At 30.3% G+C, this 15370-nt stretch carries 17 protein-coding genes; 10 read left to right on the top strand and 7 right to left on the bottom strand.

Annotated elements, in window-relative coordinates; all coding sequences use genetic code 11:
* Positions 1 to 246 precede the first annotated feature (246 nt).
* The 3 genes from HGPT_RS06365 (at position 247) to HGPT_RS06355 (ending at position 1364) form a co-directional block, all read left to right on the top strand.
* Positions 247 to 642, top strand: a complete 396-nt coding sequence (locus HGPT_RS06365; RefSeq protein ID WP_019139011.1) for a pyridoxamine 5'-phosphate oxidase family protein — start codon at positions 247 to 249, stop codon at positions 640 to 642.
* Positions 643 to 755: 113 nt separating this feature from the next.
* A complete protein-coding gene (locus tag HGPT_RS06360) occupies positions 756 to 1061 on the top strand; it encodes a DUF4298 domain-containing protein (RefSeq protein WP_019139010.1) in 306 nt (101 codons plus the stop codon).
* A 123-nt stretch (positions 1062 to 1184) separates the two neighbouring features.
* Positions 1185 to 1364, top strand: a complete 180-nt coding sequence (locus HGPT_RS06355) for a hypothetical protein (protein WP_019139009.1) — start codon at positions 1185 to 1187, stop codon at positions 1362 to 1364.
* 51 nt (positions 1365 to 1415) lie between these two features.
* On the opposite strand, the gene HGPT_RS06350 is transcribed toward HGPT_RS06355, so the two are convergent.
* Positions 1416 to 1766 carry a phage holin family protein gene (locus tag HGPT_RS06350; RefSeq protein ID WP_019139008.1) on the bottom strand — a complete coding sequence of 117 codons (351 nt, stop codon included), beginning with the start codon at positions 1764 to 1766 and terminating at the stop codon, positions 1416 to 1418.
* Between the two features lie 194 nt (positions 1767 to 1960).
* On the opposite strand from HGPT_RS06350, the gene HGPT_RS06345 reads away from it, so the two are divergent.
* Together HGPT_RS06345 and HGPT_RS06340 are read left to right on the top strand one after the other, a co-directional pair.
* Positions 1961 to 2692 carry a hypothetical protein gene (locus HGPT_RS06345; protein WP_019139007.1) on the top strand — a complete coding sequence of 244 codons (732 nt, stop codon included), beginning with the start codon at positions 1961 to 1963 and terminating at the stop codon, positions 2690 to 2692.
* Positions 2693 to 2785: 93 nt separating this feature from the next.
* Positions 2786 to 3508 (top strand): hypothetical protein, encoded by a 723-nt coding sequence (locus HGPT_RS06340; protein WP_019139006.1) that lies wholly within the window; start codon positions 2786 to 2788, stop codon positions 3506 to 3508.
* Positions 3509 to 3564: 56 nt separating this feature from the next.
* Here HGPT_RS06340 and HGPT_RS09040 read toward each other — a convergent pair whose 3' ends face one another.
* On the bottom strand, positions 3565 to 3714 hold the full coding sequence (locus HGPT_RS09040; protein WP_019139005.1) for a hypothetical protein: 150 nt from the start codon (positions 3712 to 3714) through the stop codon (positions 3565 to 3567).
* A 384-nt stretch (positions 3715 to 4098) separates the two neighbouring features.
* Positions 4099 to 5448, bottom strand: a complete 1350-nt coding sequence (locus HGPT_RS06335) for a DUF438 domain-containing protein (protein WP_019139003.1) — start codon at positions 5446 to 5448, stop codon at positions 4099 to 4101.
* Between the two features lie 119 nt (positions 5449 to 5567).
* On the opposite strand from HGPT_RS06335, the gene HGPT_RS06330 reads away from it, so the two are divergent.
* On the top strand, positions 5568 to 6464 hold the full coding sequence (locus HGPT_RS06330; protein ID WP_019139002.1) for a DUF368 domain-containing protein: 897 nt from the start codon (positions 5568 to 5570) through the stop codon (positions 6462 to 6464).
* A gap of 3 nt (positions 6465 to 6467) precedes the next feature.
* Here HGPT_RS06330 and HGPT_RS06325 read toward each other — a convergent pair whose 3' ends face one another.
* Together HGPT_RS06325 and ypfJ are read right to left on the bottom strand one after the other, a co-directional pair.
* Positions 6468 to 8297 carry an LTA synthase family protein gene (locus HGPT_RS06325; protein WP_019139001.1) on the bottom strand — a complete coding sequence of 610 codons (1830 nt, stop codon included), beginning with the start codon at positions 8295 to 8297 and terminating at the stop codon, positions 6468 to 6470.
* A 96-nt stretch (positions 8298 to 8393) separates the two neighbouring features.
* Positions 8394 to 9230: a KPN_02809 family neutral zinc metallopeptidase gene (gene ypfJ, locus HGPT_RS06320; RefSeq protein ID WP_019139000.1), complete on the bottom strand. Its 837-nt coding sequence runs from the start codon at positions 9228 to 9230 to the stop codon at positions 8394 to 8396.
* A 92-nt stretch (positions 9231 to 9322) separates the two neighbouring features.
* Between ypfJ and HGPT_RS06315 the strand changes: the two genes are divergently transcribed.
* Together HGPT_RS06315 and HGPT_RS06310 are read left to right on the top strand one after the other, a co-directional pair.
* Entirely contained in the window at positions 9323 to 10204 is an 882-nt protein-coding gene (locus tag HGPT_RS06315) for a diacylglycerol/lipid kinase family protein (RefSeq protein ID WP_019138999.1), read from the top strand.
* A gap of 1 nt (position 10205) precedes the next feature.
* On the top strand, positions 10206 to 10844 hold the full coding sequence (locus HGPT_RS06310; protein ID WP_019138998.1) for an aspartate/glutamate racemase family protein: 639 nt from the start codon (positions 10206 to 10208) through the stop codon (positions 10842 to 10844).
* A gap of 316 nt (positions 10845 to 11160) precedes the next feature.
* Here the strand turns inward: HGPT_RS06310 and HGPT_RS06305 are convergent, their stop codons facing one another.
* Positions 11161 to 13047, bottom strand: a complete 1887-nt coding sequence (locus HGPT_RS06305; protein WP_019138997.1) for an ABC-F family ATP-binding cassette domain-containing protein — start codon at positions 13045 to 13047, stop codon at positions 11161 to 11163.
* Positions 13048 to 13441: 394 nt separating this feature from the next.
* Positions 13442 to 14191, bottom strand: coding sequence for an IclR family transcriptional regulator (locus tag HGPT_RS06300; RefSeq protein WP_019138995.1), 750 nt, complete (start codon positions 14189 to 14191; stop codon positions 13442 to 13444).
* Between the two features lie 274 nt (positions 14192 to 14465).
* Here HGPT_RS06300 and HGPT_RS06295 point away from each other — a divergent pair, with 274 nt between their 5' ends.
* Positions 14466 to 14744, top strand: coding sequence for an autorepressor SdpR family transcription factor (locus tag HGPT_RS06295; RefSeq protein ID WP_019138994.1), 279 nt, complete (start codon positions 14466 to 14468; stop codon positions 14742 to 14744).
* Positions 14734 to 15370: SdpI family protein (locus HGPT_RS06290; protein WP_019138993.1), on the top strand; the 637-nt coding region annotated here is incomplete at its 3' end. The genes HGPT_RS06295 and HGPT_RS06290, both read left to right, overlap by 11 nt.

Below are 15370 nucleotides of genomic sequence, written 5' to 3'. Positions count from 1 at the left end.
GTCAGAAGATGGAAAGATCTTAGGAAAGATGGGTCACAGCGAAAGATTTGTTGAAAATACTTTTAAAAACATATTTGACATGGAACTTGAAGATATATTCACTGCAGGTGTAGAATTCTTTAAAGAAGACTGATAAAATTAAAATTTTAGGAGGAGCTTAGGGCTTCTCCTATTTTTATTTTAAAGACTAGTAAGATTTGTGTTAAAGAGGACTCTTGGGGTAAGAAACAATAAAAGAGGATTTTTGTGAATAAAATTTATGATTACTTAAAAAAAGTTGGAGTTTTTTATCTTGCAACAATAGATAATGATCAAGCTAGAGTTAGACCACTTGGTGCTCTTGCAAAGATTGAGGATAAAATTTATATTGTAACTTCAAAAGAAAAAGAAGTTTATAAACAAATTAAGAAAAATCCAAAAGTAGAAATTTCTGCCTTTGATGGGAAAACTTGGATAAGGCTTAGTGCTGTTCTTGAGGAAGATGACAGGAAAGAAGTAAGAGAAGAAATGATTAATCAAAATAAAAAAGCTCTTGAAAATATGTACTATGCAGACGATGGCAAAATGACTGTCCTATATCTTAAAGAAGGAAAAGCAGTATTTTCAACCTTTGCTGGCGATAGAGAAGTAGTGGAAATCTAAAATTTTAAAGCTGATTTTTCTATATGAACTTTGATTTTTTCTTTTTATAAGTCTATTTTTGTATTATAATTAAAGACGCAGAAGATTTATCTTATTATTAAAAGGAGGACATTATGGATCCTGTTAAGAGAATTACTGAGATGGAAAAGATTTTAAATGATCACAACGATTTAATTGAAAATCTAAGGGGCGCAATTGAAAAGTTTGAGGCTCATCAAGAGGAATATAGAAAACTTAGCGATTATTATAGTTCTGAAGTTTATTTTGAAGACTTGGAAAGATATGACAGGGGAGAACTTCCAGAAGATCTTCCATGTGGAGTTCTTTCTGAAGATGCAGTTTTTGACCTTTTTGGTGAAAATTTCAATGTTGCAATAGAAATGCTTGAACTTGCCACTGAAGTTTTAAAATATCGTTAATTAAAATCCTGAAGTTGTAATAGGCTTCAGGATTTTTTTAATAATTATAGAAAGAAAAACTCAATATAATATTTTCTCCTATTAAGTTATTTTTATAATGAGAAGATATGAAAGGAGCTTAATATGGCATCAAAAAATAAAATTATAGTTGAGGGAATTAATTTTTTGTACGATGATTTAGAAATCAATCAGGATGTAATGGATAAGATAGATGATTTTATTTATTCTCTAAAGGGCAGCCCAGAAGAAGACTACGACACTTTCTATATGTATATGGATGGGGACAATTTAGTTATTTATTGATATTTTAGAAAAGAAAACCGCAGTCGTGTCTGTTCACAACTGCGGATTTTTTTACTTAAAGTTTTTGCTTAAAAGTTCTCTTATTGCACTGTTAATAAAACTTAGGACTATAGATGCCCAAAAAGCTGTTCCAAAACTTCCTATGGATGCAGTTGAAACTAAGTTAAAGGCAATTTCCAAGACTACTGCGTTTACAACTAGGGAAAATAAACCCAAAGTCACAACTGTTATTGGAAATGACAAAACCTTTAGGATTGGTTTTATTGTCAAGTTTACCAGTGAAAAGATTATTGCCATAGCCACAAAGGCACTTGTTTTTTGAAAATATATATTGCTAAACATTAAATCTAATAAATAAAATGATAAAAAGTTTGCAACTAAAGCACCAAATATTTTTTTCATGTCTTCCTCCTTTATGTATCGCCTATTTTTATTATACCCCAAAGAAAAATTTTTATAAAAGCTTTTGAATTTTAATATTGGCATAAATTAAAGTATAATTTTAATTATTTAACAAGTTAGAATAGTTAGTGGGAATTATTTATTGATATAATTATTTGTGTTATACTTGTTTAAAAGATCAAGGAGATGATATTGTGAGAAAATACAACTATGGCTCAATTATTTTAATACTTATTGTAAGTTCAATAATCGTTGGGTTCGTGCAAAATATTTTTGACGGCAATTTATCAGTTCTTGGAGGGATTGTCTCTTTTATAGCTGATTACATAATTTGCAGAGGACTTCTTTATAATAGAGAAGGAAGCTTTTCTGAATATTTTAGGGGAATAAAAACTATGACAGGCAAGGTATTTTTAATGAATTTTTTAGTGGGAGCAATAACTGTTGCCCTACTTACTTTGGCAATGCTTTTGTCTGGTGCAGGATTTTTACTTACTAATAACTACGAAGTCAGTAACCCAAAGGTACTAACAAGTTTAGTAATTTTATTTTCTTTAGTGACAGTTTTTCTATCCCTTATTTTTGCCTATTTAAATTTATTCATGGCAGACGAGAGATACAGGGACCTTTCCTTTTTTGACAGTCTAAAACTCATAGTAAAGGCAGGAACAAAATTATTTCAAGAAACTTTTATGACTGCTTTAGATGTCTTTAAGATAAGTCTAATATGTGGTGTAGTTACTTTCATTTCGCTAATTTTTGTTCTACAAGGGATGGAGGCTCTTACTATCTTAGCAATATTTTTTGGAGTAATATCAGCTATTGGATTTTTCTTGTGTCAACCAACTTATAGTGCGAGAATTTCTGATATTTATGTAGAAAGATCTGAAGAAATTTATAGAGAAGTAATAGAAGAAGAAAATTAAAAATCAAAAAAAATGCCACTTTTTACAGTGGCTTTTTCGTTTTTAAAATATATTTTGTGTTAAAATAAAAACAGACATAGATAGGAGGTCACAATGAGAAAATTTAATTACGGTTCAGTTATCCTTTTAATGATTTTAAGTGGAATTATAGCTGGGGTTTTTGAAAATATTTATGATGGAAATCTTACTGTAATTGGAACGATATTTGCTTGGATTATTAATTACATAATTTGTAGAGGTCTTTTATATAATAGAGAAGGTAGCTTTAGCGAGTATTTTAGAGGAATAAAGACAATGACGGGAAAAGTCTTCTTGATGAATATTTTAGTTAGTCTTATAAGTGCAGCTGCGCTTATTTTTTCAGCTTTAACTTCATTAACTGGATCTGATCTTGCTGCAGCTGGAATGAGAGGAATTGTATTCATTTCAATTTTATATATTTTGGTTACAGTATTTCTTTCACTTATTTTTGCTTATTCAAATTTTGTTATGGCAGATATGAGATATAGAGATTTGCCATTTTTTAAGTGTTTAAAACTTATAATTAAATTAGGATTTAAACTATTTTCTGAAACTTTTATAATGGGTTTAAAGGTTTTTAAGGTTACAATTATTTCTTTAATTGTGGCAATTATTATAATAATACCTGCAAAAAGTATGTCAGGGATTTTAACAATATCTTTTATTGCCTTGGTAGTTGCAGCAATTGCAGCTGTTATTATGGGGCCAAACTATATTGCAAGGCTCTCTGATATATACTTGGACAATATCGAAGGTATTTATGATGACATGAAAGAAGATACAGAAGTTATATAAGGCTTATAAAAAATCCACTACTTAATGTAGTGGATTTTTTTATGTAGAAAGTTAGATTATTTAGAAAAAAAAGCTCTAATTAATTTATAAATCACAAGAAGTATTAAAAGAATAAAAATACTTAAAAAAGGATCCTTTGTCCAAGTTACAAGTATGACACCAAGTACTGTCCAAACTAAGTCTTCTATAATATCTTTGTATTTCATTTTTCCTCCTTTTGGAATTAATCTTAAATAATTTTCGCTAGAAAATATAAATATATTTTAATTTCTTAATTTAATTATAGCATATTGCCACAAAATAAAAAAAATTTACTAATAATAAAAATTATTAAATATTTGTAAAAATTTCCAGGATTTTATAATTTTTAAAAATTAAGTGTTATCATAAAAGGACTGGAGGAAATATATTAATAAATATTTTTAATGGCATGGTTATGGCTTTTGTTGCTTTCTTCCTCTGCACACCAATTTTCCTTGCAAGCCTATCTAACATTTACATAGACAGGGCAGAGGAATTTTACAATGAAGTAATAGGATGTGAAGATTAAAAAAAGGAGTCACTTCAATGTGGCTTCTTTTTTCATTTCATTAGTAGTGGCTTATGTCCTCAACTGTTTCCAAAGTACCCAGATAATCACCAGCTTCATCATAAACTGCAAGGTACTTAACTAAGATTTTCTTTCCCTTAATGTCTTTACATATAACTAAACGATCTCTCTTCTTTCTCTTAAAATCATCAAGCAAGGACTTCACCATTGGAACAACTTTTGGAGGATGACAAGAAGCTACATCTCTATTTAAACAAGACTTAGGTCTAGGAAAAATTTTGTCCCTTCCCTCAGAATAATACCTAACAAAGTCATCCTTATCTATAAAGGTTAGCTCGACATCAATGGTCCTAAAAATTTGAAGGGCTTCCTTTATCTTTAAACTTCCAGTTTCGAATTCAAGACTTCCATAAGAATTTTCTTCCTTTGGTAGGATTTCTTTGGGTTTGTAGTCCTTCCAAAGGGGGACATCATCCACTAGGTCTAGTCCATATTCTCCAAAGTCGCCATAGATTTTATTCCACTCTTCTTCTGTGAAGTTTTCTTTTAAAAGTGGGAAGAGGATATTCTCTTCCTTATATATCATTTCATAGATCCTATCTAAAACCTTATTTAAGTTTTCCTCATTATAAGAATTTGTTTTTACAATATGTGACAGGTCACTTCTTATTTCATCATCGACAGCCCACATAACATCACTGGGACCAATAATATCATATTTAGTTTTCAAAAGGGGATAAATAAGTCCAGCCTTTTTGCCGTAATGAGAATTTATTTTTAAAAGCTCTCTTATCTTAGCTAACTTGTCTTTGCTATTTTTGACTTCGTCAGCTAAAAATTTAATTTTTCTATTTTCTGAACTTAGGATATTTAGGGGATGACCTGGAATTTTTTCCAAATCCTTTTGACTCTCATCTACAATATTACTTTCGTGGAAAAGTGCAGAATGGATGTCGCAAAGTTTTTGGACTTTTTCTAGGGGAAGGCCACTCATAATTAGCTCTTGTTCAGCATCAACTATTTCCTTTGAAGAGACATCCTTAAAATTTTTTACAAAATCACTTCTAACAGCTTCCAAGTCTTCGCCCTTAGAAAGTCTTTCGATATAGGATTTTAAGAGACTAAGTCTATCATTATCTTCTTTGGAATCATCACTAACATTTTCAACATCAACTAGATTAAAGCCTTCTTCTCTCAACTTCTCTTTAATTAAATCCAAGTCTATATTTTTTATTTTGGCTCCTTTTTTTATTGAAACCATTTTTCCAACAGTAGAAAGGGTTAGGGGATTTGTAATTTCAATAAAACCTAAATCCTTTAAAATGTTTTTTAAATTTGGAAATTTTTCAATGAGATTTGCTACAGGTTCGTCTACGTTTATGTTCTTCATATTTCCTCCTAAAACTTTGTTAGGCATATTATACCCATTATTAGAAAAGATTTATTAAATTTAATCAAATAAATAATAAAATATATCCATAAGTGTTATCATAGATAAATGGAGGAAGTATGTTAATAAATATTTTTAATGGCATTATGATGGCCCTTGCCGATTCTGTACCTGGTGTAAGCGGCGGTACTATTGCCTTTATTTTGGGATTTTATGATAAATTCATAGATAATTTGCACGAATTTTTTGAAGGGAAAATGGGAAAAAGATGGGACTCTTTCAAGTACCTTTTTAATTTGGGGCTTGGTTGGATTTTTGGACTTTTTTTAAGTATTTTTTTCCTGTCAGAATTATTTCAAAGGGAAATTTATTTTATGTCATCAGTTTTTCTCGGACTAACTCTCATGTCCCTTCCCTTTTTAATTCAAAGTGAGAAGAAAATTTTAAGAGAAAACAAAAAAGATTTTTATTTTATTTTTATTGGAATAATTATTGTAGTTTTTTTGGTTTATTTTAGGGAAAAATCTAGACTTATTGGAGATTTTGATCTTATAAATCCAAATATATTTGACTACATTTACTTATTTTTTGCGGGAGCCTTTGCTATTTCTGCTATGGTTTTGCCAGGGATTTCTGGTTCATCAATTCTTTTAATAGCAGGAGTTTATATTCCAGTAGTTGAGGCATTAGGAGAGATTATGAGATTTAATTTTGAAAAAATCTTTCCAATTATTGTAATGAGCCTTGGCATTATCTTTGGAATATTTATGTCCATAAGAATTATAAGAAAGAAGATGAGAAAAAACAGAGAAAAGATGATTTATCTAATTCTCGGCATGATTATGGGTTCTCTTTTTGCAATTATAATGGGACCGACAACTGTGGGTAAAAATTTGCCCTTAAATTTTGATAATTTTAGTCTTTCTGGATTTATTATTGGGATATTTATTTTGTTTGTCCTAGAAGTAATTAGAATTATAAGGATAAAAAAAGAAAAGAAGACTTGGGAAAATTAATTCTCAGTCTTCTTTATTTTTTTCTATTAGTTCTCTTAAATTGTCATTTGTCATTAAATTTTCACAATAGTCAAGGGAGATTTTTGCCCAAGCTGCTTCATTTTTTGCAGCTTCTAAAGGAAGAGGTCTTCTAGTTTTTCTATCAATAAATCTAGAATTTTCAAAAATTTCGTCACGAGAATATTCGAAGAGTTTGTCCTTAGTGATAAAAGATCCCTTTAAAAGATAAGTTTGAGGATAAACTACATTTTCATCAACATCTTTGCCAGATCCCAAAAGGTCAATGCCAAAACATGGGATATTGCTCCTGTCCCATCCCATTAAATTTAGAATTGTGGGGTAGAGATCAACTTGTGATCCAATATTATTTCTTTTTATATTTTTTTCATAGCCTGGCAGATAAATAATAAGGGGAATATTCATCATGTCATCAAAATCTACATCTCTTCCCAGCCATCTTTCCATGGATTCTTTATTTTTTTTGTTGTTTAAGGTGTAAGCGTGGTGATCACCATAAATCACAAGCATGCTTTTATCCAAGATGCCTGATTTTTTTAATTCTTCTACAAAGTCTTTTAAGGCCTTATCGGTATAGTTAGCACAATTTACATAGTTGTAGACAAATTCTGTGTCATCATCTTTTTCTCTTTCTATGCTTCTTAAATTTTCTGGCAAGTTAAAGGGAGTGTGAGTGGACATGCTAACTAATAATGCAAAAAATTTTTGATCCTTCTTGTCAAATTCTCTTAAAAAGTTAAAAGACTGCTCGAAGAAAGATTTGTCAGATAAGCCAATTATAACTTGGTCACTTTGCTCGTAACTTTCACCGAGAAAAACATGGTCAAAGGAAAATTTTGGATAAATATTTTCTCTGTTATAAAATTTTCCTGTGTTTCCGTGCATAGCTATATTTTCGTAGCCCATTTTCTTTGCAAGAGTGGGAAGAGCATAGGAAGTTTTACCATCGTAAACTGAATAAGCTTGCCCCTTTAGACTTGGATAAACTGAAGACATGGATACAAATTCTGCATCAGAGGTATTGCCAAATCCAAGAAGTTCATAATAATTGTCAAAGTAAATAGACCCTTTAGAATTTATAAGCTCATTTAAAAAAGGAGTTACTTCTTTTTTATTATATTTTTTATTTATGACTGCATTTTGTAAAGATTCACATTGGATAAAGATTATGTTTTTGTCCTTTGCAAGTCCAGTAAATTCATTATTTTTTAATTGACGAGAGCTAAAATATTTTTTTATGTCAGTTTTTTCTAAGGACTTTTTATCTTTTCTTTCTTGTATTTTCGAATAAATGGGTCCTAGAAAAGTAGAAGTGTAAAATTCAGTTGGTCTTATGGGTTTTATAAAAAGTCCTGGAAGTATTAAAAGGGCAAAAAAGATTCCAAGTTTTTTATAAAATATTTCTTTATTAAAATCTTCTTCCTCATAATATTTATTTATTAAAAACATTAGGGCAAAGCCCAACAAAATCATTAAGAGATAGGCAAAAGAAAAGTCTTTAAAGATAACTGAACTTACGCCAGTAGCTTCTCTTGCAAGTCCTATTCTTTCGAAGATATTAAAGGAATGAAATTCCCTAAAATAAATTGAAAGGCTAATCTTAAAAAGTATAAGGAGGCTGCTAATAATATATTTATAATTTTTCTTGGGATAAAGATTTATAAGTAGAAAATCTAGACGACATGTCAAAATTATAGAAAAAATCAATATGTAAAGTTCCTTATCACTAGTGGGGCTTCCTATAGAAGTCTTATAAAAAATAAGGTTTATAATAAAAAATAAAATTTTTGTTAGATTTTTGTAGTATTTTTCCATTTTTTTATGTCCTTAAAATAAAATAGCTTAAAGAAATTATAAATTAAGATGACTTTTTAAGCAATAAAAAACCAACCCTAAGGTTGGCATTATAATTTATATATTTTTTGCATTAAAGGTATCCCACTGTGATAAGTTGCCAGTTTCATAGCCTTTTTTATACCAACGAACTCTTTCTTCACTAGAGCCGTGAGTAAAGGATTCTGGTCTAACATAACCTTGTGCTTTCTTTTGAATTGCATCATCCCCAATAGACCAAGCAGTTGATATGGCTTCTTCCATGTCGCCTGGATCAAGATAACCCTTGTCCTTTTGATATCTTGCCACAACTCCTGCGAGATAATCTGCTTGCAATTCAAGCCTTACAGTAAGAGCATTCCTTTCCTTTTCTGACATTTTGCTTGCAAGTTCTTGATACTGACTCATTATTCCTGTTACTTCTTGTACATGGTGTCCAACTTCGTGACTTATAACATAAGATAAGATGAAGTCGCCTTCCTTTGCACCAAAGTCTTTTATTAAGCTGTCATAAAAGGATAAATCCATATAAAGAGTTTCGTCTCTCGAGCAATAAAAAGGTCCCATACCTGAATTTGCAATTCCACATCCACTTTTTACTTGACCCTTAAAGATTTCCAATTTTGGTTCTCTATATTCTATTCCTTCATCTCTTAAGATTTCGTGCCAAGCGTCTTCGGTGTCTGCCAAAACTACTGCAGAATAATCATAGAGCTCTTGCTCTTTTGCTGATAATTCGTATTCTTGATTTGTTCCTTGGTTTCCAGTACCAAGCCCTGTCCTAATAGCATCTCTAGGACTTCCTGTGATTAAAAAAACTATAAGAGCGAGAATAAGGCCTCCGCCACCAAGGGCAACTCCACCACCCTTAGATTTTGATACATTTGAACTTTGTCTTCTTCCTTGCCATTTCATAATATCCCTCCAAAGCTATTTTACCCAAATTCATGGAAGAATATTGGAAAATTTTTTAAGATTTAATATAATAAAATACAAGTGGTGAAATTATGAAAAAATTATTTATAATATCTTCCAAATCTGGAAGGTCTCGTGACAGAGAATTTGAGAAAAATATTTTTAATTATTTTAATAAAGATGAAGTGAAAATCACAAAGAAAAAAGGCGACACTATTTCTTTTGCAAGGGAATTTAGAGATAGGGGTGGCGATGTTTTATTTATAAAATCTGGCGATGGAGCCTTGTCTGAAGTTGCAGGAGTCCTGGCTGGAAGCGACACTGCCCTTGGACTTATACCTGGCGGGACGGGAAATGATTTTTCTAGAAATTTTAATTATAAAAATTTTAAAATTGAAAATATTTTTGATTATGAAATTTCACCAATTGACCTAATAAAAGTAAACGATAAAATTTGCATAAATGTGACGAGTCTTGGTTTTGACACCAATGTCTTAAAATACACCTATGATGTTATAAAAAGAAAGAAACTATATGGCAAACTTGCTTACCTTTATGGAGTGGTAAAAAGTGTAAAAAATTTAGAAAATGTAAATTTAAAAATTTCTGCCCTAAATGAAAAAGACCAAGAGATAAAAATTTCAGGTAAATTTTTGGTTTCTGCCCTTTGTAATGGGTCTTACTATGGCAATGGATTTAATCCAGCACCTGATGCTAGATTAGATGATGGACTTTTAAATTTAATTTTGGCAGAAGAGATGACGGCTTTTAAAATTATAAAATTATTTTTAGCCTATAGAAAGGGAAATCATCTTGGCAAAAGTGGAATTAGGGAAATTCTCACAAAAGAAGGAACAATTTCATCAGATAGAGAATTTTTATACAATATAGATGGAGAAATTTATAGGGAAAGAGAAATTAAATATAAAATCTTGGAGAAAAAATTAAAGTGGATTTATTTTAAAGGAGTGTAATATGAAAATAGGAGTATTTGCAGGCACTTTCACAGACACAAAAATGGGTGAAGAACTTTTGAAATCAAGAGGATTTGAAACAATTGCTTATCCAATTTCCAAAAATCCAAAGGATCAATCTCTTCTTCAATATTATTCCAGAGAAGAGCTGACAGAAATCGTTGAAGAAAAAATAAGAGATGCCAAAAATATGGGTGCAGAAAAAATTTTTATTTATTGCAATTCTCTTTCTGCTTCTGTTGATATTAATAGTCTATCTCGCCGTCAAGCTATCCAAATTATAAGTCCCTTGGATTTTTATAAAAATTTAGATACAAAGTATAAGAAGATAATAATCCTATCAGCAAATTCAAAATCAGCCCATGAAATTGACAGGATTCTTTCAGAAAATTACTTTAGAGACACAATTTCTCTTGGATTTTTAAATCTTGTGGAAGAAATCGAAAAGAAGACTTCTCCAGAAAAAATTGTGGATAAGTTAAATCTTAAAGACCTCTTTGGATTTTTTAATGGCATGGAAAATAAGGCAGATGGGATAATTCTCGCTTGTACTCATTTTCCCTACATGAAAGATGTTTTTCAAGATCTTACTGATATAGAAATTCTGGATCCAGCTGAGGATATGATAAAGAGAATTTAAAATAATTACAAATCCACAAACTTTAATAGAAGGCACAAAAAAAGAGCTTTTACACAGCTCTTTCTTTTTTTACCCACAAAAGTTGATAACTTTTATGAAATTGTGGATAAGATTGTATAATTTTTATAAAATTTCCTTAAAAATCTTGTAAAATTACAAATATTTCTTGTTTTATGATAATTTTTTCAAAATGTGCATGAATTGTGCAGAACTTTTCAAGACAAATGTTTATATACTTGTGGATAATGTGTATAAGTTTGGGGATAAAGTCTATATCACAAGTAGGCTTGTGGAGAAAAATTTTATAACTTTTTAGTTAGTCTTCTAATTCTATCCAAGTTTCATAAAGCTCATCTAGTGTATTTGCAAGGCTTTCACGTTCTATTGATAAATCATTTGCTAGTTGATAATCGCTGTATGTGTTAGAGTCTGCAAGTTTAGAGTCAATTGTGGATAACTTTTCTTCAATTTCAGAAATTTCTTTTTCAACTTTTTCTTTTTTCTTGCGAAGGACCTTATTTTTTTTGCGTTCTTCTCTCTCTTCTCTTTTTTCTCTTTCAATTTCAGTTTTTGTCTTGAAATTTTCCTCTTCAGGCTCACTCTCACTTGTCTTTTCAAGATAGTAGTCGTAGTTGCCAAGAAAAGTGTTGATTCCATCTTCTTTCATTTCAAAAATTTTATCCACAGTTTTATTTAAAAAGTATCTGTCGTGAGATATAGATAAAACTGTGCCCTCATATTTTAAGAGAGCATCTTCAAGGATTTCCTTTGAATCAATGTCAAGGTGGTTAGTAGGTTCGTCAAGGACAAGGAAGTTTGCTCCCTTTAACATAATTTTTAAAAGAGATAATCTTCCACGTTCTCCACCAGAAAGTTCTTCTACACTTTTAAAAATGTCGTCGCCAACAAAGAGAAATTCAGCTAAATATTTTCTTATTTGAAAATGCTCAAGCTTTGGAAACTCGTCCCATATTTCGTCCATGACAGTTTTATCAAGACTCAAGTTGTCCAATTCTTGGTAGAAGAAAGCTATATCGACATTAGATCCAATTTTTACTTCACCAGAACTCTCTTGAATTTCTTTTGCAATAATTTTAAAGAGGGTGGATTTACCCACACCATTGGGACCGATTAAACCGATTTTGTCATTTTTGTAGACAAAGGCATTTAAATCGTGAAATACTAAGTGATCTCCAAAAGATTTTGAGAGGTCCTTAATTTCTAAAACATCTCTGCCAGAAGTTTTTTTAGGAGTGAAGGAAAGTTTTGTTTTCTTGTTTGAGGAAGGCATATCGATTTTTTGCATCTTGTCTAGCATTTTCTTTCGACTTTTTCCTTGTTTTATAAATCTGTCACGGCCAAGATTCATATACCTCTTTATAATTTCTTCTTGTCTTTTTATTTCCTTTTGCTGATCTTCATATTGTCTTTTTAAGACTTCAAAATCCTTTTTTCTCTGTCTCATATAGTTATCGTAGTTGCCCTTATAAGTTTTTGTAGCTCCATTTTCCAGCAGGACAATTTTAGATACAATATTATTTAAAAAATATCTGTCGTGACTTATGACAATTATAGCCTTGTCTATATCTTTTAAATATTTTTCTAGCCAAGAAATTGCATCAATGTCAAGATGGTTTGTAGGTTCGTCTAAAAGAAGTAGGTCGGCATCTTGAAGTAATAGCATGGCAAGAGCTACACGAGATTTTTGTCCACCAGAGAGAGTGGAAATATCCTTGGAGAAGTCCTCTTCTGAAAATCCCAAACCTATTAAAGTTCCCCTAATTTTTGAATTATAAGAATATCCATCCCTTTTGTGAAACTCATCTTGAAGTCTTTGATACTTCACAAGTTCTTCATCTAAGTTGTCTGGATTTTCTGCAATTATGTGTTCTTGTTTTCTAAGATTTTTTTCAAGCTCAATTAAGTCCTTAAAAATAGAAAGGCAATTATCATAAATAGAGCCTTCTTGATGAAGGCTTAATTGTTGCTCTAAGTAAGCGATTTTTAAATCTTTTTTTCTAAAAATTTCCCCATCATCGTAGGAGAGATTTTCTGTTATTATATTAAAAAGAGTGGACTTGCCACTTCCGTTGATTCCAATAAGGCCAATTTTATCCTTATCCTCAACTATTAAGTTTGCATCTTTAATAGTTTCTTCATCAATGTAGGATTTTTTTATATTTGTTAAACTAAGTATTGGCATAATGACCTCCTAGCTACATTTTATCAAATTATTAAGTCCTTTAAAAGACAGAGGCTATTGATAAAAAAAGACCTGCAGCAGCAAGTCTTAGATTTATAAATTTTTCATATTCATTTTTATTTTTGTAGTATAAAGTGTATAAATAATCCATAAATCCTCCAATAAAATCAAAAAAACATCAAAATTTGATTTTATTATGCATTTTATAAAAAATAAAATTAAAAAAATGCCAAAATTTGATTTTATTCTAAAAACTCTAAATTATAAAATAAAAAAATAAGAGAATTTTAATTTTATATTTTAAATTCTTCATCAAAAAATTTAAAAATTACAAAATTTTAAGAATATAAAAAATTTAAACAAATAAAAAAAGTTGTGCCAGATTGACACAACTTTAAGCTTCCGAATATCCTAAATTTTTGGAAAATTCAACGCTGCAGCTCTTGACTGCCTCCATATATTCTTTTTTAGATTCTTCTGTGATTCTCTCCTTAGGTATTACAACCCCAATTGATCCCACAAGTTGGTCCTTATAATTAAAGACTGGAGCACCGATTCCAATAACTGAATCAATATATTCTGAATCCGATACAGAAATTTTTTGATTTTTTATTTGCATTAGCTCTTTCTTTAGTTGGTCCTTATCAACTGGCGAATTTAAATAATCTGAAAGATCCCTTTTTAAGTAATAATTAATATAGTCATCAGATTGAAAAGCGAGGATAGTTTTTCTAATAGCACCCTTGTGAAGATCAATTTCTATGCCAAAATTTTCCACAATCTTTAGGGAATGCTTGCCTTCAGCCTTGGAAAGAAGTAGACCCTTATCTCCTGATTTGATTATAAAATAAGAATCTTCCCTTGTAAGATCAGATAACTTTTCTAAGATTAATTTTCCCACAGCTTGTGGATCTAACTTTGAGGATGCCTTTATCCCCAAGGGAATAAGTGCAGGTCCTAGACCATATAAGTGGGTTCTCTCGTCCTTTGATACATATCCAACATCTATTAACGTGGATAAGATTCTGTGAGCTGTGCTTGGTGGTATATTTAAAAATTCAGAAATTTCTGCAATTGTAAGTTCTCTATTTTCACTTTTTAAGATGTCTAAAACATTTGCTGCCTTGACTAAACTTTGAATCATAATTTCACCTTCCAGCTAAAATTATACCACATAATGGAAAGTATTTCACGAAAAGAAATAATTTGTCTTTAAATAAAATTATTACAAGTCTTTTAATATTATAAGTCAAAAACTAAATTATAAAAGTAAAATATTTATTTAAATATAAAAATTTTTGGAATTAAAAACTATTTAGATAAATTTCAAAATAGTCTTGACAGAGAGAAAAAATTTTATATAATTAAATTAAGTATTTAGATAATTATCGAAATAGGTTAAAAAAAGGAGGGATTAGGTGAAATTTTCTAATACCTTTAAGGCCTTGTCTGACCCTGTGAGATTAGAAATATTAAATATTTTGAGAAAGTCTGGTCGCATGAATGCAGGAGAAATTGCAGAAAAATTTGACTTATCTAAGGCTACAATCTCCCACCACTTAAAAATTTTAAAGGACCAGGATTTAATTTACGAGCACAAGGAAAAAAACTATATTTATTATGAACTAAACACTTCAGTTTTTGAAGAAATACTCACATGGATTGCCAATTTTAAAGGAGGATCAGATGAAAAATAAATTTAGATTTAGAAAAAGCAGCATAATTTCAATAATTGCATCTCTTGCAATTTTAGTAATTTTTAATCTCTTGTTTTATAACAAAATGCCAGCAGAGCTTCCAACTCACTGGAATTTCCAAGGTCAAGCTGATGATTACAGCTCAAAGTTTGATGCCATGGTATTGACACATGGATTTCTTGTAGTCATGAATATCTTCATGTGCTTTATGCTTGACAACGATCCAAGAAATAAGAAGCAAAAGAACTTCTTAATGACACTTAGCAAGCTTGCCATGCCAGCTATAATGCTAGTGGTCTACACTATAACAGTCATGGTTGGACTGGGAAGGGATGTAAATGTGTCAGTGATAATTCCAGTTTTTGTTGGACTATTATTTATTGCCATTGGCAACTATCTTCCAAAGACTAGGAGAAATTACACCATGGGAATAAAACTCCCTTGGACCTTAAATAGCGATGAAAATTGGAGAAGAACTCACAGATTTGGTGGAATTTGCTTTGTAATAATTGGACTTTGTCTTATTCTTTCAGTATTTTTAAAAAGTGAAATTGTATTTTTAGTCCCACTTTTTCTTGGTGCAATAATTCCAGCAGTATACTCTTACTATCTATACACTAAAGGAA

The sequence above is a fragment of the Peptoniphilus timonensis JC401 genome (assembly GCF_000312025.1).
Classification (GTDB): Bacteria; Bacillota; Clostridia; order Tissierellales; family Peptoniphilaceae; genus Peptoniphilus_A; species Peptoniphilus_A timonensis.
Note: the sequence above shows the minus strand (reverse complement) of the source record. Positions and strands in the feature narration are given on the sequence as shown.

What these genes read in the sequence shown, in the direction of transcription:
- HGPT_RS06310 (WP_019138998.1), top strand. Translation starts at nt 10,206, where the DNA reads ATGAAAATAGGAGTATTTGCAGGCACTTTCACAGACACAAAAATGGGT.
- HGPT_RS06315 (WP_019138999.1), top strand. Translation starts at nt 9,323, where the DNA reads ATGAAAAAATTATTTATAATATCTTCCAAATCTGGAAGGTCTCGTGAC.
- HGPT_RS06335 (WP_019139003.1), bottom strand. Translation starts at nt 5,448, where the DNA reads ATGAAGAACATAAACGTAGACGAACCTGTAGCAAATCTCATTGAAAAA.
- HGPT_RS06360 (WP_019139010.1), top strand. Translation starts at nt 756, where the DNA reads ATGGATCCTGTTAAGAGAATTACTGAGATGGAAAAGATTTTAAATGAT.
- ypfJ (WP_019139000.1), bottom strand. Translation starts at nt 9,230, where the DNA reads ATGAAATGGCAAGGAAGAAGACAAAGTTCAAATGTATCAAAATCTAAG.
- HGPT_RS06300 (WP_019138995.1), bottom strand. Translation starts at nt 14,191, where the DNA reads ATGATTCAAAGTTTAGTCAAGGCAGCAAATGTTTTAGACATCTTAAAA.
- HGPT_RS06305 (WP_019138997.1), bottom strand. Translation starts at nt 13,047, where the DNA reads ATGCCAATACTTAGTTTAACAAATATAAAAAAATCCTACATTGATGAA.
- HGPT_RS06330 (WP_019139002.1), top strand. Translation starts at nt 5,568, where the DNA reads ATGTTAATAAATATTTTTAATGGCATTATGATGGCCCTTGCCGATTCT.
- HGPT_RS09040 (WP_019139005.1), bottom strand. Translation starts at nt 3,714, where the DNA reads ATGAAATACAAAGATATTATAGAAGACTTAGTTTGGACAGTACTTGGT.
- HGPT_RS06325 (WP_019139001.1), bottom strand. Translation starts at nt 8,297, where the DNA reads ATGGAAAAATACTACAAAAATCTAACAAAAATTTTATTTTTTATTATA.
- HGPT_RS06340 (WP_019139006.1), top strand. Translation starts at nt 2,786, where the DNA reads ATGAGAAAATTTAATTACGGTTCAGTTATCCTTTTAATGATTTTAAGT.
- HGPT_RS06355 (WP_019139009.1), top strand. Translation starts at nt 1,185, where the DNA reads ATGGCATCAAAAAATAAAATTATAGTTGAGGGAATTAATTTTTTGTAC.
- HGPT_RS06350 (WP_019139008.1), bottom strand. Translation starts at nt 1,766, where the DNA reads ATGAAAAAAATATTTGGTGCTTTAGTTGCAAACTTTTTATCATTTTAT.